At 73.5% G+C, this 18988-nt stretch carries 17 protein-coding genes; 10 read left to right on the top strand and 7 right to left on the bottom strand.

The features are described 5' to 3' along the window. Positions 1-70 precede the first annotated feature (70 nt). A complete protein-coding gene (locus JOD49_RS07185; RefSeq protein WP_205306562.1) occupies positions 71-1210 on the top strand; it encodes a hypothetical protein in 1140 nt (379 codons plus the stop codon). Here the strand turns inward: JOD49_RS07185 and JOD49_RS07190 are convergent. Next, positions 1171-2664: an XRE family transcriptional regulator gene (locus tag JOD49_RS07190; RefSeq protein ID WP_205306563.1), complete on the bottom strand. Its 1494-nt coding sequence runs from the start codon at positions 2662-2664 to the stop codon at positions 1171-1173. The two genes, JOD49_RS07185 and JOD49_RS07190, sit on opposite strands and share 40 nt — an antisense overlap. Positions 2665-2880: 216 nt before the next feature. Here JOD49_RS07190 and JOD49_RS07195 point away from each other — a divergent pair, with 216 nt between their 5' ends. Beyond that, positions 2881-4734, top strand: coding sequence for a phosphoenolpyruvate carboxykinase (GTP) (locus tag JOD49_RS07195; protein ID WP_239526038.1), 1854 nt, complete (start codon positions 2881-2883; stop codon positions 4732-4734). 113 nt (positions 4735-4847) lie between these two features. Here JOD49_RS07195 and trpS read toward each other — a convergent pair whose 3' ends face one another. Beyond that, on the bottom strand, positions 4848-5990 hold the full coding sequence (gene trpS, locus JOD49_RS07200; RefSeq protein ID WP_205306565.1) for a tryptophan--tRNA ligase: 1143 nt from the start codon (positions 5988-5990) through the stop codon (positions 4848-4850). Between the two features lie 229 nt (positions 5991-6219). On the opposite strand from trpS, the gene JOD49_RS07205 reads away from it, so the two are divergent. Beyond that, positions 6220-7089, top strand: coding sequence for an SMP-30/gluconolactonase/LRE family protein (locus JOD49_RS07205; RefSeq protein WP_205306566.1), 870 nt, complete (start codon positions 6220-6222; stop codon positions 7087-7089). A gap of 84 nt (positions 7090-7173) precedes the next feature. Here the strand turns inward: JOD49_RS07205 and JOD49_RS07210 are convergent, their stop codons facing one another. Both JOD49_RS07210 and JOD49_RS07215 read right to left on the bottom strand, forming a co-directional pair. Further along, positions 7174-8031, bottom strand: coding sequence for a fumarylacetoacetate hydrolase family protein (locus tag JOD49_RS07210; RefSeq protein WP_205308856.1), 858 nt, complete (start codon positions 8029-8031; stop codon positions 7174-7176). Positions 8032-8072: 41 nt separating this feature from the next. Further along, entirely contained in the window at positions 8073-9077 is a 1005-nt protein-coding gene (locus JOD49_RS07215) for a C-terminal binding protein (protein WP_205306567.1), read from the bottom strand. A gap of 91 nt (positions 9078-9168) precedes the next feature. On the opposite strand from JOD49_RS07215, the gene JOD49_RS07220 reads away from it, so the two are divergent. From JOD49_RS07220 to JOD49_RS07240, 5 genes are all read left to right on the top strand, one after another. After that, complete coding sequence (locus tag JOD49_RS07220; protein WP_205306568.1) at positions 9169-9936, top strand: SDR family NAD(P)-dependent oxidoreductase; 768 nt, start codon at positions 9169-9171, stop codon at positions 9934-9936. 117 nt (positions 9937-10053) lie between these two features. Next, entirely contained in the window at positions 10054-10392 is a 339-nt protein-coding gene (locus JOD49_RS07225; protein ID WP_205306569.1) for a nuclear transport factor 2 family protein, read from the top strand. A 200-nt stretch (positions 10393-10592) separates the two neighbouring features. Further along, entirely contained in the window at positions 10593-11180 is a 588-nt protein-coding gene (locus JOD49_RS07230) for a hypothetical protein (protein ID WP_205306570.1), read from the top strand. Between the two features lie 7 nt (positions 11181-11187). Next, positions 11188-12414 carry a sensor histidine kinase gene (locus tag JOD49_RS20700; RefSeq protein ID WP_205306571.1) on the top strand — a complete coding sequence of 409 codons (1227 nt, stop codon included), beginning with the start codon at positions 11188-11190 and terminating at the stop codon, positions 12412-12414. Then, entirely contained in the window at positions 12411-13076 is a 666-nt protein-coding gene (locus JOD49_RS07240; protein WP_205306572.1) for a response regulator, read from the top strand. Before JOD49_RS20700 ends, JOD49_RS07240 begins: the two co-directional genes overlap by 4 nt. Positions 13077-13488: 412 nt before the next feature. On the opposite strand, the gene JOD49_RS07245 is transcribed toward JOD49_RS07240, so the two are convergent. From JOD49_RS07245 to JOD49_RS07255, 3 genes are all read right to left on the bottom strand, one after another. Further along, a complete protein-coding gene (locus tag JOD49_RS07245) occupies positions 13489-13986 on the bottom strand; it encodes a DUF1269 domain-containing protein (protein ID WP_205306573.1) in 498 nt (165 codons plus the stop codon). Between the two features lie 126 nt (positions 13987-14112). Next, on the bottom strand, positions 14113-14907 hold the full coding sequence (locus tag JOD49_RS07250) for a cation efflux transmembrane domain-containing protein (RefSeq protein ID WP_205306574.1): 795 nt from the start codon (positions 14905-14907) through the stop codon (positions 14113-14115). Next, positions 14904-15236, bottom strand: a complete 333-nt coding sequence (locus JOD49_RS07255; RefSeq protein WP_056649628.1) for an ArsR/SmtB family transcription factor — start codon at positions 15234-15236, stop codon at positions 14904-14906. The genes JOD49_RS07250 and JOD49_RS07255 overlap by 4 nt, the downstream gene beginning before the upstream one ends. A 155-nt stretch (positions 15237-15391) precedes the next feature. On the opposite strand from JOD49_RS07255, the gene JOD49_RS07260 reads away from it, so the two are divergent. Both JOD49_RS07260 and JOD49_RS07265 read left to right on the top strand, forming a co-directional pair. After that, complete coding sequence (locus tag JOD49_RS07260; protein WP_205306575.1) at positions 15392-15799, top strand: nuclear transport factor 2 family protein; 408 nt, start codon at positions 15392-15394, stop codon at positions 15797-15799. Then, complete coding sequence (locus JOD49_RS07265; protein ID WP_205306576.1) at positions 15796-18960, top strand: non-ribosomal peptide synthetase; 3165 nt, start codon at positions 15796-15798, stop codon at positions 18958-18960. The genes JOD49_RS07260 and JOD49_RS07265 overlap by 4 nt, the downstream gene beginning before the upstream one ends. Positions 18961-18988 lie beyond the last annotated feature (28 nt).

Below are 18988 nucleotides of genomic sequence, written 5' to 3' on the forward strand. Positions count from 1 at the left end.
GGCGACGCAGGCTGGCCCGTGCTCGTCCGGCATAGGCAGCCCGAGACCGTCAGGCGAGGAGAGGACGAACGTGGAGCACAGGCGCCGAGCGCTCGACGTCGGGCCCGGGGAACATCTCCTGCTGCCCGCGTCGGTGCTCGACACGGCGGGGCGGCTGCACCTGTGGCGCGCCTTCACGGGCCTGTACGACGGCGAGCTCCTGCTCTCCCCGCTCACGGCCAGCCCGCTGCCCATGCCGTGGACCGTGCCCGCCGGGCACCGCCGCTGGCCCGGCCTGCGACCGGCCGCGATGTGGCACCCCCTCCTGTGGCTGCCCGCACGCCTGCGGTCGCCGATCACGCTCCGCGACCCGATGACGGGCGAGACCTGGGGCGAGACCTACGACGAGTGGGCCACCCGCGTCGCGCTCGAGATGACCGAGTCCGGCCCGGTGTCCATCGACGGCGAGCAGTGGGTGCTCCTGCACGACCCGCACCACGGGCGCCACGTCAGGGCCTTCGGCCCCGGGGACGAGGACCTGGTGCCGCTGTACGACCCGATCACCGGCACCTGGCTCGACGTGCTGGCGACCGTCGGGCTCGACGTCGACGACCCTGCTCACCTCGCCCGGGTCGAACGTTGGCTCGCGGGCGACGACGACGAGGTGCTCGACGCCGTGGACCTCGACGCGTTCCTGCAGGCCGCGGGGCGCGACCCGGCCTGGGCCCTCGACCGGACCCAGCGCCCCCTCGCCGAGGGCACGGGCCACCGCACCTACGTCGAGGACCTGCGCGACGCGTCGTCGACCCTCGTCGCACGCGAGCTCGACGACCGCGTGACCGATCTCGCCTCCGCGCGGTTGCCGGCCCGCGAGCTGGGGCAGCACGTCGGCGCCCTGGCCAGGGCGGCGTCGACGCTCCTGTCAGCGGGCCCCGACGTCGTCGACGACCTCGGCCTGAGCCTCGGGCTCGTCACCGCGCGGGCCGAACGCGCGACCACGGTCGAGGCCGTCTCCGCCGCCGTCGCCGACCTGCGCGTGCTGCTCGGGACGGTCGCCGACGCCGCGGCCCTGGGACTCGACCGCATCGAGCTGCGCGTCGAGATCGAGACCGCCGAGGTGCTCGGTCAGGTCGCCGAGCTGACCCGGACGGCCACCGCGCCCGACGACGTCACGCACCACGACGAGGAGGGTCACCCCTCACGCGGCGCGTGCTTCTCGAGGAACGCGTAGACCTCCGAGGCGTCCACGCCGGGGAACGCCCCGGACGGCAGCGCCGACAGGACGTACTGGTGCATGCGCGCGCTCGGCCAGGCGACCTCCTCCCAGTTGCGTGCGAGCTGGGCCGCGGGCCGGCGGCAGCAGGCCTCGTCGGGGCAGGTCGAGGCACGACGCGCTGTCGTCTCGCGCCCCCGGAACCACTTGGCCGACGCGAACGGCACCCCGACCGTGATCGAGAACTCGCCGGTCGTCGTCGTGCCCGTCTGGGTGCTGCACCAGAAGGTGCCCGCCGGGGTGTCGGTGTACTGGTAGGACTCCGTGGCGCGGTCGCGGCGCGTGAACGCCTCGCGCGCGGCCCACCGGCGGCACACGAGCTGGCCCTCGATCGCGCCCGTGACGTCGGCCGGGAACGGCAGGCCGTCGTTCGCGTATCCCCGGTACAGGGCACCGTCGTCACCGACGCGCATGAAGTGCACCGGGATGCCCAGGCGGGACGTCGCGAGGTTCGTGAAGCGTTGCGACGCGGCCTCGTGCGAGACGCCGAACGCGTCGCGGAAGTCCTCGACCGCGAGGTCCTTCTCCTTCTTGCGCTGCTCCAGGAACTCGACGGCCGCCGACTGCGGCATGAGGCAGCACGCCGCGAAGTAGGTGATCTCGACGCGCTGGCGCAGGAAGTTCGCGTAGGACGTCGGGCGCTGGTGCCCCAGCACGCGGTGGGCGATCGCCTGGAGGCCGAGCGAGCGCAGCCCGTGACTGCCGGGGATCGAGGCCGGCGGGAGATAGATGCGGCCGTTGCGCAGGTCCGTGACCGTGCGGGTCGAGTGCGGCAGGTCGTCGACGTGCAGCAGCGTGAAGCCGAGCTGCTCGGCCATGCGAGCGACCGTCCGGTGCGTCAGGGCGCCCGACCGGTAGCCCGCACGGCGTGTCATCTCCTCGGCCAGGTCCTCGAGCTCGGGGATGTAGTTGTTGCGGGACTGCCGTTCGAGACGCAGCTCGGTGTTGGCGCGGCGCGCCTCCTCGGGCGTCGCGATGGCCTCGGACGCGCGGCGTGCGAGCTCGCCGTGCAGGCCGACGAGGTTCTCCAGGACGGGCATCGGGAGCTTCTGCGACGCCTTGACCGACGGGAGGCCGAGCGTCGCGAACAGCGGGCCTCGCTGCGCACGGTCCAGCTCGATCTCGAGCGCGGCCCGGCGCGACGGCGGCTCGTCCGCGAGCAGGTCCCCCACCGCGACGTCGAGAGCGCCCGCGAGCGCCTGGAGCAGCGAGAGCCGCGGTTCGCGCTTCCCGTTCTCGATGAGCGACAGGAGGCTCGCGGTGGTCCCCACCCGCGCACCGAGGGCGTCGAGCGTGAGCCCCCGGCCGGTCCGGAAGTACCGGATCCGGCGTCCGAGCGTGATGAGGTCGGTGCCCGCCGGAGCGGCGATCTCAGGGGTCGTGGGGATCTTGCGGTCTTCGTCGACGGCCATTCCTTGACTCTATGTCAAGATCCGCCATTCTTGACAGCCTCTCAGGTGGAAAACCGAGGTGATCCGGGTCGAGGGTGGAAACAGCAGCACCGACACCCACCGGGTGGACCCGACGACCACCCAGGACCGGAGACCCTCATGACCGCGACCGCCAATCCCCGCCGCACCCGCCACGCCGCCCTCACCGAGGAGCTGCCCGACGTGCTCACCACCGCGATGGCAGGTGCCGCGTTCGGCCCTGGCGCCGGCTCCCGGGGCGCCGACCGCGACCCCCGCGCCTGGGTCCGGGAGATCGCCGAGCTCACCGAGCCCGACGCGGTCGTGTGGTGCGACGGCTCCGCGGCCGAGAAGCAGCGGCTCGTCGACCTCATGGTCGACGCCGGCACGCTCCTGCCCCTCAACCCCGAGCTGCGCCCCGGCAGCTACCTCGCCCGCTCGAACCCGAGCGACGTGGCCCGCGTCGAGTCGCGCACCTTCATCTGCTCGCGCGACGAGGCCGACGCGGGCCCCACCAACAACTGGCGCGAGCCCGACGCCATGCGGACCGAGCTCCGCGGCGTGTTCGACGGGTCGATGCGCGGTCGCACGATGTACGTCGTGCCGTTCTCGATGGGCCCCGTCGGCGGCCCCCTCTCGCAGGCCGGCATCCAGGTCACCGACTCCCCCTACGTCGTCGTGAGCATGGGCGTCATGACACGGGTCGGCAGCGACGTCCTCGCGCTGATCGACGCAGGGGCGCCGTTCGTGCCCGCCGTGCACAGCGTGGGCGCACCGCTCATCGACGAGACGGGCGCGGTCACCGAGGACGTGCCCTGGCCCTGCAACGACACCAAGTACATCGCCCACTTCCCCGAGACCCGCGAGATCTGGTCCTTCGGCTCCGGGTACGGCGGCAACGCGCTGCTCGGCAAGAAGTGCTTCGCGCTGCGCATCGCCTCGGCCATGGCCCGCGACGAGGGGTGGCTCGCGGAGCACATGCTGCTCATCCGGGCCACGTCCCCCGAGGGACGCGCCTACCACCTGGCCGCGGCCTTCCCCTCGGCGTGCGGCAAGACGAACCTCGCGATGCTCCAGCCGACCGTCCCCGGGTGGAAGGTCGAGACCATCGGGGACGACATCGCGTGGCTGCGCCCCGGACCCGACGGGACGCTGCGCGCGATCAACCCCGAGGCCGGGTTCTTCGGCGTCGCCCCCGGCACGGGGATCGACACCAACCCCGTCGCGGTCGCGACGTTCGACCGCGACACCATCTTCACCAACGTCGCCCTGACCGACGACGGCGACGTCTGGTGGGAGGGCCTGACCCCCGAGGCGCCCGCGCACCTCACGGACTGGCTCGGCAACGACTGGACCCCCGGAGCCGACACCCCCGCCGCGCACCCCAACTCGCGCTTCACGGTCGCGGCCGCGCAGTGCCCGACCATCGCGGACTCCTGGGAGGACCCCGCGGGTGTCCCGATCGACGCGATCGTCTTCGGCGGTCGGCGCGCGACCAACGTGCCGCTCGTCGCGCAGGCGTACAGCTGGGAGCACGGCGTGTTCATGGGCGCGACCATCTCGTCCGAGCGCACCGCGGCCGCCGAGGGGGCCCTGGGCGAGCTGCGCCGCGACCCGTTCGCGATGCTCCCGTTCTGCGGCTACAACATGGCCGACCACTGGGCGCACTGGCTGAGCGTCGGCGCGGGCCTCGACCCGGAGAAGCGACCCAAGATCTTCCAGGTCAACTGGTTCCGCAAGGACGCCGAGGGCTCGTTCCTGTGGCCCGGGTTCGGGGAGAACTCGCGGGTGGTCGAGTGGATCGCGCAGCAGGTCGACCGCTCGCGCGGCCTGCGGACCGACGCGGGGGCCGTCACGAGCGCCGTGGGGCTGCTGCCGGCGCCCGGTGCGCTGGACGTCGACGGGCTCGACCTGCCGGAAGGCGACCTGGAGGCGCTCTTCGAGGTCGACGCCGCCTCGTGGCTCGCGGAGACCGAGCTCACGAGCGAGTTCTTCGACACGTTCGGCAACCGGGTCCCGGACCAGCTGTGGGCGCAGCTCGCGCGTCTGCGGTCGCGCCTCGGGGCCGAGTGAGACGAGGACCCGGCTGAGCCCCTTCTCGCCGAGGGTGACCGACACGCTCGCCGAGGGTGACATCTGATGTCACCCTCGGCGAGCGTTCGTGTCACCCCCGGCAGCCAGCCACGTCACCCTCGGCGGTAGACCATGCCCATGAGCTCGCGCACGTCGTCGAGCGTGCGGTCCGCGATCTCGTTGGCCCGCGCGTTGCCGCGCGCGAGGAGGTCGAGCACGTCGGGTCCGTCACCTGCTGCGAGCGCCGCCCGCCGCGCGCGGATCGGGCGCAGGTGCTCGACGAGCGCCTCGGTCACGAGCGCCTTGAGCCTCCCGGCTCCCGCGTCGCCGACCTCGTCCGCGACCTGCTCGGGCGTGCGCCCCGTGCACAGCGACGCGATCGTCAGGAGGTTTGCGACCTCGGGTCGGGTCTCGGGCTCGTAGGTGATGGCCCGCTCGGCGTCGGTCCTGGCCCGCTTGACCCACCGGGCCGTCTCGTCCTCGCCCGCCCCGAGCGGCAGCGTGTTCCCGCGGCTCTTGCTCATCTTGGTCCCGTCGGTCCCGAGGATCGTGGGCGAGGGCGCGAGCAGCGCGTCGGGCTCCGGGAAGTACGGGCTCGCGGCGGCGTACCGCTGGTTGAAGCGGCGCGCGATCGTGCGCGTCGTCTCGAGGTGCGGGAGCTGGTCCTGCCCCACGGGCACGAGGTTGCCGTGGCAGAACAGGATGTCGGCGGCCTGGTGCACGGGGTAGGTGAGCATGAGCCCGCTCATGGCCCGGCCGCCCGTGGCCGCGGTCTCTGCCTTGACGGTCGGGTTGCGGTCGAGCTCGGCGACGCTCACGAGGCTCAGGAACGGCAGCAGGAGCTGGTTGAGCGCGGGGACGGCGCTGTGCGTGAAGACCGTGGTCCGGTCCGGGTCGATCCCGGCCGCCAGGTAGTCGAGCAGGATCTCGCGCACGGTCGCGCGCAGGTCGCCTGCCTCGTCGCGGTCGGTGATGACCTGGTAGTCGGCGAGGATCAGGAAGACCTCGACGCCCGCCTGCTGGAGCCGCACGCGGTTCGCGATGGTCCCGAAGTAGTGCCCGATGTGCAGCGCGCCCGTCGGGCGCTCGCCCGTCAGGACGCGGAACTCCGCGGGGTTCGCGGCGATCCGCGCCTCGACCTCGAGGCTGCGGGCACGGGCTGCGTCGAGGGTCCCGACGGCGGAGCCCGCCTCGGGCGGGCGGGTCCCCTGGGCTGGGGTCGTGGCTGCGGCGGTGGCCGCGCTGGTGAGGGTCATGGTGCTCCTGGGGTCAGGAGCCGCCCTCGTTCGCCGGAGGCGACGGAGGGCCGACCCGGGCTGCACGGAGGGCAGCTCGGGGACACGACTGGTCACGGCTGCGAGGGCAGCCACCACCAGTTGCGCGTTGTCATGGGGCCAAGGGTACGCCTCGCGTCCCCCTCGGGGCCCGGGCCGTCCCCCTCGGCGGCTGCGCACGTCCCCCTCGACGGTCCGGGACAATAGCCTCATGCGTGCCGAGAACATCACCGGTCCTGTCGCCCACCACGGCGAGGGGCCCGTGTGGTCCCCGACCTGGGGCGGGCTGCGGTTCGTCGACATGATGGCCGGCGACCTCCTGACCCTGCAGCCCGACGCCACGGTGTCCCGCCGCCACGTGGGTGACTACGCGACCATGGTGCGCCCGCGCTCCCGGGGCGGCTACGTCGTCGGGCTGGAGCGTGGGCTCGCGCTCGTGGACGACGAGGCGCCCGACTCCCCCGTGCGCCCCTTCCCCGAGCTCTGGAGCGACCCGACGGTCCGCCTCAACGACGGCTCGACCACCCCGGACGGCGCGTTCTACGCGGGGTCCATGCCGTTCGACGACCGGTCGGGCGCGGGCGCCCTGTTCCGCGTCGAGCCCGACGGCGCCGCTCGCCTCGTGCTGTCGGGCGTCACGTGCTCGAACGGGCTGGGCTTCTCGCCCGACGGCACGCTGGCGTACTACGTGGACACGCTCACGTCCCGGGTCGACGTGTTCGACTACGACGCCGGCGCGGACGAGCCCCTCGCGAACCGGCGGGTCCTGGTCGAGATCCCGCGCGCGGACGGCCTGCCCGACGGGCTCACGGTCGACGCCGAGGGCGGCGTGTGGGTCGCGCTGTGGGGCGGCAGCGCGGTGCACCGCTACGCGCCGGACGGGACGCTGACCACCGTGGTCGACCTGCCCGCCTCGCACGTCACGGCGTGCACGTTCGGCGGTGCGGACCTCGACGAGCTGTTCATCACGACGTCACGGCTCATGATCGGCGAGCCGTTCGAGCCCGAGCTCGACGCGGGGTCGGTCTTCCGGGTCGTCCCTGGTGTGCGGGGCCTGCCGGTCCTGCCGTTCGCGGGCTGATCCCCGCGCCGAGATGCTGCTCGTGGTCGCCGCCGTGGTGGGCGGGGCGACCACGAGCAGCATCTCGGCGGGCGCAGGACAGGATCACACGACCGCGTCGCGGACCTTCTGCTCGCAGCGTCCCAGGCCCTCGATCTCGACGGCCATGACGTCGCCGTCGACCAGGTACGGGAAACGGCCCGAGAGCGCGACGCCCTGGGGCGTCCCGGTGTTGATGACGTCCCCCGGCTCGAGCACCATGTACTGCGACAGGTGCCACACGAGGAAGTCGACGTCGAAGATCATGTCGGCCGTCGAGGAGTCCTGACGGATCTCCCCGTTGACCCACGAGCGCAGGCGTAGGTTCGAGGCGTCGACCTGGTCGGCCGGGACGAGCGCGGGACCCATCGGGTTGAAGGTCTCGCAGCTCTTGCCCTTGGACCACTGGCCGCCCGAGACGGCCATCTGGTAGTCACGCTCGGACACGTCGTTGGACACCGTGTACCCGGCGACGTGCGCGGCCGAGTCCGCGGGGGACGCGAGGTAGCGGGCCTTCTTCCCGATGACGATCGCGAGCTCGACCTCCCAGTCGACCTTCAGCGCGCCCGGGGGAAGCAGGACGTCGTCGTCGGGGCCGACGACGGTGTTGGAGTGCTTCCAGAAGATGATCGGGACGGTCGGCGGCTCGGAGCCGGACTCGGCGGCGTGCGCGGCGTAGTTCATGCCGACGCACACGACGGCCGTGGGGCGGGCGACCGGGGCCCCGACGCGCAGCGCGTCGGCGTCCGCGACGACGGGCAGCTCGCCCGCGTCGAGGGCCGCGCGGACCCTGGCGACGCCGTCGTCCGCGAGGAACGCACCGTCGACGTCACGGGTCAGGGGGTCGAGCGAGTACGTGGTGCCGTCGGCGGTGCGGACGACGGGGCGCTCCTGGCCGGGAAGGCCGAGGCGCATGAGCTGCAGGTGCTGCACGGGGTTGCTCCAGGGGTCGGAGGACGGGAAGGTCAGCGTGCCAGGGCGCGCGCGTAGTCGGGGTTGACGATCGAGCCGACGGGACGATCCGCGAGGAAGTCGATCGCGTTGCGCGCGGTGTGCACGGGCAGGTCGGCCATGGCCTCGGGCGAGAACCACGCTGCGTGCGGGCTGAGCAGCACCTGGTCGAGCGTGCGCAGGCGCGAGTCGGCGGGCAGCGGCTCGTGCGAGAACACGTCGAGGGCCGCGGCGCCCAGGTGCCCGCCCTCGAGCGCGTCGGCGAGCGCGTCCTCGTCGATCAGCGGGCCGCGGCACGTGTTGACCACGACCGCGCCGGGCTTCATGGTCGCGATCGACGCGGCGTCGAGCAGGTGGCGCGTGGCCTCGCTGAGCGGGGCGTGCAGGCTCAGCACGTCGGCCTCGGTCACGGCCTGCTCACGGGTCACGGGCAGGTAGCCGGCCGCGGCGACCTCGACGTCGGGCACGAAGGGGTCGTGGACCAGGACGCGGTAGCCGAGCGCGGCGCAGCTGCGCGCGACGAGCGACCCGATCCGGCCGTACCCGATCACGGACACGGTGGTCGCGGACAGGCGAGCGGCCATGGGGCGCGGGGCGGTCGCGGCCCAGACGCCGTCGCGCACGGCGCGGTCGTAGCCGACGAGCCCGCGGCTGAGGCCCAGGACCATCGCGACCGTGTGGGACGCGACCTCCTCGATGCAGTAGGTCGGGGTGTTGGCGACGGCGATCCCGCGCTCGGTCGCGGCGGCGACGTCGACCATGTCGTAGCCGATGCCCATGCGGCTGACGAAGCGCACGCCCTCGATCTCGTCGAGGACGCGGGCGGTGAGGGGCGCCCACTGGACGACCAGGGCGGACGGGGCGGCACCTGCGGCCGCGGCGTCGCGGACGAGGGCGATGACGTCGTCCTCCGTGCGGGCCGTCCCGCGCACGACACCGAGGCCGGCGGCCGTGACGGTGTCTTCGCACGCGGTGCCCGGGAGGTCGCAGTCGGTGATGACGACGGTGTCGGGGTTCATGAGCCGAAATGCTATAGCATCTAGCAACTGACGGCCAGTGTCCGCGGACAGGATGCTTGCGGTCGGCGTAATTTGCTATAGCGTTCAAGTCATGGCTCGACGACTTGCGCTGATCACAGGCGCCAGCTCCGGGATCGGTTCCGCGACCGCCCTCCAGCTCGCCCGCGACGGATACGACCTCTGGCTCACCTACGCCCACGACGAGCTCGGGGCCCGCACGACCGCGGACCTCGCGACCGAGCTGGGCGCGAGCTGTCACGTCTCGCGCCTCGACCTGCGCGACGTCGCGTCGGTCGAGAAGCTCGTCACGCGGGTCGACCGGCAGTGGGGCAGGCTCCACGTCCTGGTCAACAACGGCGGCATGTGCCCCTACCGTGCGCTCGACGACATCGAGCTCGACGAGTGGGATGCCGTCATGGAGACCAACGCACGCGGCACGTTCGTCCTGACGCGAGCCGCGCTCCCCCTCCTGCGGGCGGCCGCGGCCCCCGAGGGCGAGGAGCCGGTCGACCGCAGCATCGTCAACGTCGCCTCGATCGCGGGCCAGCAGGGCGCGCTCAAGACCGGCGTCCACTACGCCGCGAGCAAGGGCGCGCTCCTCGCGATCACGCGCAGCTTCGCGCGCCTCCTGGCCGACGAGGGCATCCGCGCCAACGCGGTCACGCCCGGCCCGGTCACGAGCAACATCACCAACCAGCTCGACGACGCGGGTCGCGAGGCCCTCACGTCCTCGATCCCGCTGGGCAGGTTCGGCACGCCCGACGACGTCGCATGGGTCATCGCGTCCCTCGCCTCCCCGCGGGCCGGGTTCGTCACGGGCGCCACGTACGACATCAACGGCGGCGTCCGCATCGACTGACCCACCGGTCCCCGGCCGCACCCCGGCCGGCCGGACCTGGGCGCGCGCGGCGCGCACCGCCGTCGGGCACCCCTCGCCCGCACGGCGCACGACTCCCCACCCGAGACGAGGACCCGCATGACGCAGAACCCGACCGCCCACGCCGTGGTCACCGAGCAGGTCGACGCGTTCAACGCGCACGACCTCGAACGCTTCCTCGCGACCTACGCCCAGGACGTCGTGGTCGTGGGCGTGACACCCGAGCCGATCGTCGGCCAGGACGCGCTGCGCGCCTTCTACGGCCCCCGCTTTGCAACCGGCGATGTGCATTGCACAATCGACGCCTCCGTGGCGTACGGTGAGCGATGGGTGGTCGCACGCGAGATCGTGTCGACCTCGAACGGGTCGGGCGAGACCATCGCCACCTTCGAGGTCCAGGACGGCGTCATCACCCGGGCGAGCATGCTCAAGGCCTGACGCCCCCACGGACGCGGAGCCCGGTCGGTCACCCCCCTTGATCGACCGGGCTTCGCTCTGCCCGGACGCGGCCGCCGAGACGACCTCCACCCGGCAGCTCCCGGGATCTCCACCCGGATCTCCACCCACGGGTCGTGGGCACGGACTCTCGGCCCGAGCAGGCTGAGGACGTCGTCCCCGCCTCACCCCAGGAGCCCTCCGTGAACCCCGAGAACCTCGAGCCCGCACTGATCGCCGTCGCCGTCCTCTGCTGGCTCGGCTACCGCCAGACGACCTGGCGGGCGGTCTCCGCGCGCCTGTGGACGCTCCCCGCGGTCCTCGGTGCGGTCGGCCTGCTGTCCCTCTCGTCGGTGGTCGCTGCCCGACCGACCGCGCTCGACCTGGTCGTGGTCACGAGCGAGCTCGTGGTCTCGGTCGGCGTGGGAACGGTCATCGGTGCGATGACCTCGTTCCGGACGATCGACCCCGCCGCCGCACCGGCCCCGGGGGTGACGGCCCGCCGTCGGGCCCGCGCGTCGGCCGCGGGAGCCACGCTCGAGGCTCGTGCCGGGTGGGTGGCCCTCGCCCTGTGGATCGCGCTGATCGTGGCACGCCTGGTGACCGGCACGCTCGCGGGCGCCGCCGGAGCTCACCTCGCCACCTCGGCCGGTGTGATCCTGCTGCTGCTCGCGGCCAACCGGGCGGCACGTGTCCTGGTCGTCACCACCCGGGCGGGTCGTCTCGCTCGTGAGCGCACACCGTCCGACCTCCTGGGCACGCCCCTCCGCGCGCCCGCGCAGGTCGCATGATGGTCCCGTGACGACGACCCCCCTCACCGAGGACTCCCCCGCAGCGCCTCGTGGCGCCGCCTCCGACGCCCTCCGGCGACAGGTCCTCGCGGCCGACACCGGGCACAGCCGGACCGGGCAGATCCTCAACCTGGTCGGGGCGGCGGTGGTCGCCTACGTGCTGGTGACCCAGCTCGTGGGGCCCCCCGCTCAGGCTCCCGCGCCCCTGGTCCTGTGGCTGGGGCTGGTCGCGGTCGCGGCCTGGGTCGTCCGCGTGCTCGTCCCGCTGCGACGCGTCGGCACGACCACTGCCGCCGAGGTCGTGATGACGGTCTGCGGCGCGCTCGTCGTGGTCCCCACGGGTGGCCTGACGATCGCACCCGCCTTCGCGGCCGTCGTCATGTCGATCGGCCGACCCGCCCGCCCGCTGGGCTACGGGATCGGGATCGCCGCGACGGCGGTCGTGCTCCAGGGAGTCTTCCTGGTCGTCCGCGGCGACGTCCCCGCGGTGCTCGTCCTCGGGATGGTCGCGGTGTTCGTGCTCGCGGCGACCCTGGGGTTCAGCCGTCGGCAGTCGCGCCTCGCGGCCGCCGGCGCCCAGCTCCTCGCGGCCGAGCGGCTCGTCGCCGCGCACGACCGCGTCCGCTCCGCGGCCCTCGAGGAGCGCGCCCGGATCGCGCGGGACATCCATGACGTCCTGGCGCACAGCCTGGGCGGCCTCGTCGTGCAGCTCGACGCGATCGAGGCCCTGCTCGAGGTGGGGGACGTGGCCGGGGCGACGTCCCGCGTCGCGGCCGGACGACGGCTGGCCGCGTCGGGCCTGCGCGAGGCACGCTCCGTGGTCAGCACCCTCGCACCCCTCGCACGTCCCGAGGACGACCTCGACTCGCTCCTCGCCGATCATCGGGACCTCGGCGGCACCGTGCGCCTGGTCGAGACGGGAGCGCCTCGCACGCTCGACGACGCGCAGTCCGCAGTGGTCCACCGCGCGCTGCAGGAAGGGCTCAGCAACGCGCGCAAGCACGCCCCCGGGATGCCCGTCCGGGCGACGATCGTCTGGGACGATGCTCGCGTGCACCTCACGCTCACCACTCCCCGCTCGCCCGGCCCGCGCTCGTCCCTCGCCGAGACAGGTGCTGGTCACGGGCTCACCGGGATGCGCGACCGGGTCGCCGCCCTCCCGCTCGGCGGCGCGGTCCAGGTCGACGACCGGGCCGAGTCGTTCACGGTCAGCGTCGCCGTGGCCCTGCGATGAACGACGAGCGCATCCGGCTCCTCGTCGTCGACGACCAGGCGATCGTGCGGGACGGCCTCGTCACGGTCCTCTCGCTCGTCCCCGACTTCGAGGTGGTCGGCGAGGCCTCCGACGGCGGGCAGGCCGTGAGGCTCGCCGCGACACTGCACCCCGACGTGATCCTCATGGACCTGCGCATGCCGGGGGTCGACGGGGTCGAGGCCACGACCCGGATCCTCGCCCAGCACCCCGCCACCGCCGTGCTCGTCCTGACGACCCACGCCGACGACGCCTCGATCCTCGGCGCACTGCGTGCCGGGGCCCGCGGCTATCTCACCAAGGACGCCGGGCGGGCAGAGGTCGCGAACGCGATCCGCACGGTCGCGCTCGGTCAGACGCTCCTGGCCCCCGCGGTCAGCGAGGTGCTCGTCGGGTCGTTGACCGGACGTCACGTGGGGACGGTCTCGGCCCCGGCCGCCTCGCTGCCGCTGTCCCGCCGGTTCCCCGCCCTGACCGCCCGGGAGCGCGAGGTCCTGGAGCTGGTGGGGCAGGGGTTGAGCAACACCGAGATCGCCGAGCGGCTCGTCGTCGGCATGACGACCGTCAAGACCCACATCAACGCGATCTTCACCAAGCTCGGGGTCCGCGACCGCGCGCAGGCGATCACGCTCGTGCGCTCCTAGCGCGGGGGCCGGCCCGGCCTCCCGGGCCTCCCGGTCCCCGCTCCCGGCAGCGGCAGGCGGGGGGCTCGGTGTCCACGGGGTCCTCGTCACTCGCCGCTCGGCGACGACGCCCCTCGTCCTCGGTCGGGACGTCGCCGACGCGAGGTCGGCCGGCCCTGGCCCGCCTCCCCGGGTGCCGCGCCCCTGCCGCGCAGCGTCCCGGCCCGTCCGTGCGTCGCGTTTCCGGACATGTCTCGACGCTACGCCCGATCCGGCGGGGCGCCGGGCCCGCCGGCGTGCAGGTTGCGTGAGGGTCGGGCCGCCTCACCGCCCCGTCGGCGGCGGCGGTGACGGCGGCGGTGGCGGCGGCGGCACGACGACGGCCCCGGTCCGCGATGGACCGGGGCCGTACGTCTCGCGGGTGCGGAGGTTCTCAGACCGCGTCGTCGAAGGCCGCGCGGAGCTTGGCCTCCTCGTCGGCCGACAGGTTCGTCTGGATGAGCTCGCCGTGGATGCCCTGCGCCTTGAGCGCGTCGTGCACGCGGTCCATGACCCCACCGGACGTCATGACGAACAGCGCCGACGTCCCCGGCGTCACCTTGGACCGCACCGAGTCGATGAAGTCGTCGTCGATGCCCACGTCGGTCAGCGACCCCGCGAGCGCCCCGGACGCCGCGCCGATCGCGACGCCGATGAGCGGGATGAAGAAGATGATCCCGAACAGCAGGCCCCAGAACGCGCCGCCCAGCGCGCCGATGCCCGTCGTGTTGTTCGACTGATGTGTCTTGGGCTTCTTCTTCCCCTCCTCCCACGACACGATCGCCGCGTCCTGCACCTGGATGAGCTCCTGCTTCTGCAGCGCCAGCAGGGCGTCCTCCGCCTGCTGCGCACCCTCGGGAGTCTCGAACTTCCACACGGTCAGTGTTGCCACCACACGCCTCGTTCCGTCGTCGGTACTCGGAGGACGCCGTCCGGTCCGGGCGGGTCCTCCTCGACCGTAGGTCGGGTCGTCCGGGGCCGCCATCGGAGCCGGGCGCGGCCTGCCGTCGCGCGGGCGTCAGTCGGCGCAGCAGGAGCAGCCGTCGCCGTCGGGCGTCGCGCTGCCCGGGCGAGCGTCCGTGCCCGACGGCGCAGCCTCCCCACGCTCGTGGCGAGCGTCGGGCGCGGGGTGCGGCGCAGCACCGTCGGCGTGCAGCGCCGCGACGGGCGAGCAGCACGCGTCGCCGCGCCAGGCCTCGACGCCCTCCTTGATCGCGACGGCGGCGATGACGAGGGCCGCGATCGGGTCGGCCCACGTCCAGCCCAGGGTCGAGTTCAGCAGCAGGCCCACGAGCAGCACCGCGGACAGGTAGGTGCACAGCAGCGTCTGGCGCGAGTCCGCGACGGCCGAGGCCGAGCCCAGCTCACGGCCCGTGCGACGCTCGAACCAGGACAGTAACGGCATGATCGCGAGGCTCACGGCCGCGAGCACGATCCCGACGGTCGAGTGGTCGGGCTCGGAGGCTCCCAGCAGGGTGCGCACCGCGTCGACGCTCACGAAGACCGCGAGGCCGAAGAACGACACCGCGATGAGGCGCATCGCGGTCCGCTCGCGGCGGTGCGGGTCGGGGGCCGCGAACTGCCACGCCACGGCTGCGGCGGACAGCACCTCGACCACCGAGTCGAGGCCGAACCCGACGAGCGCGGCCGAGGACGCGATGCGCCCGGCGGTGATCGCGACGACCGCCTCGACCACGTTGTAGGCGATGGTCGCCGAGACGATCCAGCGCACGCGGCGCTCGAGGAGGGCCCTGCGGGCGGGGGCGGGGGCGAGGCCTAGGGGCGGCCGAGGACCGATCGACACCGAGGTCATGAGCACGTGCACCCGTCGGGCGAGCAGCACGTCGGGTCGACCGTGACGACGAGGCGGAGCAGGTCGTCGAGGGCGGGCGCGAGGTGGCTGTCGGCCAGGCGGTACCAGGTACGGCGACCGTCGGGGATCGCCTCGACGAGCCCGCAGCCGCGCAGGCACGCGAGCTGGTTGGACATGACCTGGCGGGAGACGCCGAGTGCGTCTGCGAGGTCCGAGGGGTAGGCGGGGGCCTCGCGCAGCGTGAGCAGGATGCGCGTACGCGTCTCGTCGGACAGCGCGTGCCCGAGGCGCGCGAGCGCGGCCGTGTGCGTGAGGGTGACGGTCTCCATGCGTCGGACAGTACACGGGATCCTGAATCCAGGGAATCCTGTACTGGAGGGGGCCGGTCTCGATCGATCCGTGCGAACCCCGCCCACCCTGCCGGACATTGACCAGGACGAGGGACCCCTCGCACCCGTCCGTCCACCGAGCAGGGAGCCAGCAGATGGCAGCGACCGAGCACCGAGCGATCCTCGACGAGGTCTACCGCGCGTTCAACCGCGGCGACGTCGACCGACTGAAAGAGCTCTTCGCCGACGACATGACCATGGTGATCCCGGGAGCGACCCAGATCTCGGGCACCTTCCGCGGCCGCGACGAGGTCTTCGGAGCCTTCGCGCAGATGGCGGCGATCACCGGCGGCACCTCGCACGCCGCCGTCGAGCGCGTCCTGGTCGACGACACCGGCGGGGTCGTGATCGCCGTCGACTCGGCGCGGCGGGACGGCGAGGACGTGAGCGCCCGGTTCGCGGACGTCTACCGCATCGAGCAGGGACGCGTGACCGAGCTCCGCCCCTTCCCCGAGGACCCGATCGCGATGAACCACTTCTGGCGACGAGGAGACCGACCATGACGACGAGCCGGCACGAGCCGCGCCCCGCGCAGACCGGCACCACCGACGCCCGCGCCGCGGCGAGCGAGCCGACCCTGGAGAGGGTCCGCCACGCCTCCTCCGTCCCCCATGCCTTCGACGCCGTCGCCGACACCTGGCCGAACCGCAGCGCCGTCGAGTGGGACACGGGCCGCTGGACCTATCGGGACCTGCAGGAAGCCTCCCGGCAGGTCGAGCGCCGGCTCCGGTCCGAGGGCGTCTCGCCCGGCGCGGCCGTCGCCGTCCTCGGCGACCGGTCCGCGGAGACCTGCGCCACGATGCTCGGCATCCTGCGGGCAGGGGCCGCCTACGTGCCGGTCGACGCGAACCTGCCCGCCGTGCGCGTCCGCGCGATGCTCGACACCGCAGGCGTGACCCTCGCGGTCCGCCCGGCCGGGAGCCGGGCGGACGCCCCCGAGGGGGTCGACGTCGTGGACCTCGCACCGAACCTCCCCGGGGCGGACCACGTACCGGACCGCGCACCGGACCGCGCCGGGCAACCGGGCGACGGGCTCGCGGGGGACGCCGCCGGCGGCGACCTCCCGTCCGACCTCGACCGCACGGCGTACGTGATGTTCACGTCCGGCTCGACGGGGACGCCCAAGGCCGTGGCCGTGCGTCAGCGGAGCGTCCTGCGCCTGGCGACCGACAACGGCTTCCTCGTCCTCGACCCCGCGAACCGCTTCATGCACGCGGCCTCGTTGTCGTTCGACTCGTCGACGCTCGAGATCTGGCCCACCCTCCTGTCGGGAGCGTGCCTGGTGATCGTCGACCAGTCGCTGCTCCTCGCTCCTGCCGCGCTGCGCGACACGCTCCGGGCCGCGGCGATCGACTCGGTCTTCTTCACGACAGGGGTCTTCCACCACGTCGCCCGGTCCTGCCCGGAGGTCTTCGACGGCCTGCGTCACGCGATCGCCGGCGGCGAGGTCCTGAACCCTGCCCTCGCCGCACGGGCCGTGGGACGGGCCACGCACGTCGTCAACGGCTACGGGCCGACGGAGACGACGGTCGTGGCCGTCGCGCACGTCCTCGGCGAGAGCGACGACGGGCCCGTCCCGATCGGCACCCCGCTCCCTTACGTCTCGGTCGCCGTCCTCGACCCGGACGGCTCCCCGGTCGCCCCGGGCGACGACGGCGAGCTGCACATCGCCGGAGACGGTCTCGCGGCCGGCTACCTGGGCGACCCGGTGGAGACCGCCCGGCGCTTCGTGCACCTGAGCATCGACGGCACTCCCCCGGTCAGGTACTACCGGACCGGGGACCAGGTCCGGTGGGGCGAGGCCGGTCTCCTGGAGTTCCGCGGACGGCTCGACGACCAGGTCAAGGTCCGCGGTCACCGGATCGAGCTCACCGAGATCGAGAGGGCTCTCTCGGCGATCGAGGGAGTCGGGGAGGCCGCTGTCGTGGCGGTCGAGGACGGCACGAGCCGGGTCCTGGTCGCCTTCTGCACCCCCGCGAGGCCCGAGGCGCCGGTCCCCGACCTTGCTTCGGTCCGCCGTGCGCTCGCCGCTTCCCTGCCCGACTACATGCTCCCGGCGACGGTCGTGCCCGTCGAGGCCCTCCCGTTCACCACGAACGGCAAGGTCGACCGACGCGTCCTCGCCGACCGGGCGGCGGCCACCGCGACCCGCCCCGCCACCGAGGACGGGGCGGACGCACCACGGGACGCCCGCGAGGCCGTCGAGCACGCCTGGCGCGAGACCCTCGCGCTCGACGTCGTCGACCCGGACGGCGACTTCTTCGCGCTGGGCGGCAACTCGCTCATGGCGGCGCAGCTCATCGCGCGCGTCCAGTCGTCGCTGTCGCTCGACGGCGCCCACGGCCACGACCTGATCCGCGGCCTGCTGTCGGACCCGCGCCCTGCGGCCTTCGCGGCGGTCGTCGACGGGATCCGGGTGCACCCGACCGGCGCCCCGGGGGCCGACGGCACCGACCGGTGGCGCCCCGACGTCCGTCTGCTCTCCCGGCCGGTCCCGGTCGACCGGGCCCCTCGGTCCGATCCTCCCGCCGAGGTGCTGCTCACGGGCGCGACGGGGTTCTTCGGTTCCGCGCTGCTGCGCGAGCTCGTCGACCGCACGGGCGCCACGGTCCGCTGCCTCGTCCGCGCTGCCGACGAGGACGCCGCCATGGCTCGCGTGCTCGCGGCACAGCGCAGGTACGGCCACGGTCCCCTCGATGCCGACCGGGTCGTCGCCGTGCCCGGGGACCTCACGGCCCACCGCCTCGGGCTGGACGACGCGGCGTGGGAGGCGCTCGCCGCACGCACCGACCTGATCTACCACTCGGGCGCCCACGTGAACTTCGTCTACCCCTACGAGTGGCTGCGGCGGACGAACGTCGACGGCACGCGCAGCCTGGTCGAGCTGGCCGAGGCGGGCGGCGGCGTCCCGCTCCACTACGTCTCGACCATCGCCGTGCTGGCGGGCTCGGGCTCCGCGGCCGTCCGGCACGTCACCGAGGACACCCCGCTCGACCACGTCGAACGGCTGTCGATGGGCTACCCGGAGAGCAAGTGGGTGGCCGAGCAGATCCTGCGTGCGGCGTCGGCGCGGGGGCTGCCCGTCGTGGTCCACCGGCCCTACGAGATCACGGGCAGCACCGTGGACGGCCACTGGAACACCGAGGCCGCGATCTGCGCGTTCTTCAAGGCGATCGTCGAGATGGGCCGGGCTCCGGACGTCGACCTGCCCCTGGACTTCGTGCCGGTCGACCACCTGGCCCGCGCCGTGGTGCACCTCGCGCAGACCCGGCCCGCGCAGGGGCAGACGTACCACCTCACGAACCCCCGGTACGCGCTGCTGGGGCTCATGGTCGAGCGGCTGCGCGCGCACGGTCACCCGATCGACGTCGTCGACTACGACACCTGGCTGCACGACCTGTCGGAGTTCTGCAGGGCGCACCCGGAGCACCCGATCGTGTCGTTCCTGCCGATCTTCACGAACATCGCGTCGTCGAGCACGCTCACGGTCAAGGAGCTCTACTTCGAGGGGACGTTCCCGCGGTTCGGCCGGGAGCGGGCGGACGAGGACCTCGCCGGGAGCGGCATCGCCTGCCCGCCGGTCGACGCCGAGATGCTCGACGCGTACGTCCGGTGGTTCCACGCGGTCGGGTACATCGACCGGCCCCGGGTGGGTGCTCGCTGACGGGGCTGGCCGGATCGAGGGACCGGGC

The sequence above is a fragment of the Oerskovia jenensis genome (genome assembly GCF_016907235.1).
GTDB lineage: Bacteria > Actinomycetota > Actinomycetes > Actinomycetales > Cellulomonadaceae > Oerskovia > Oerskovia jenensis.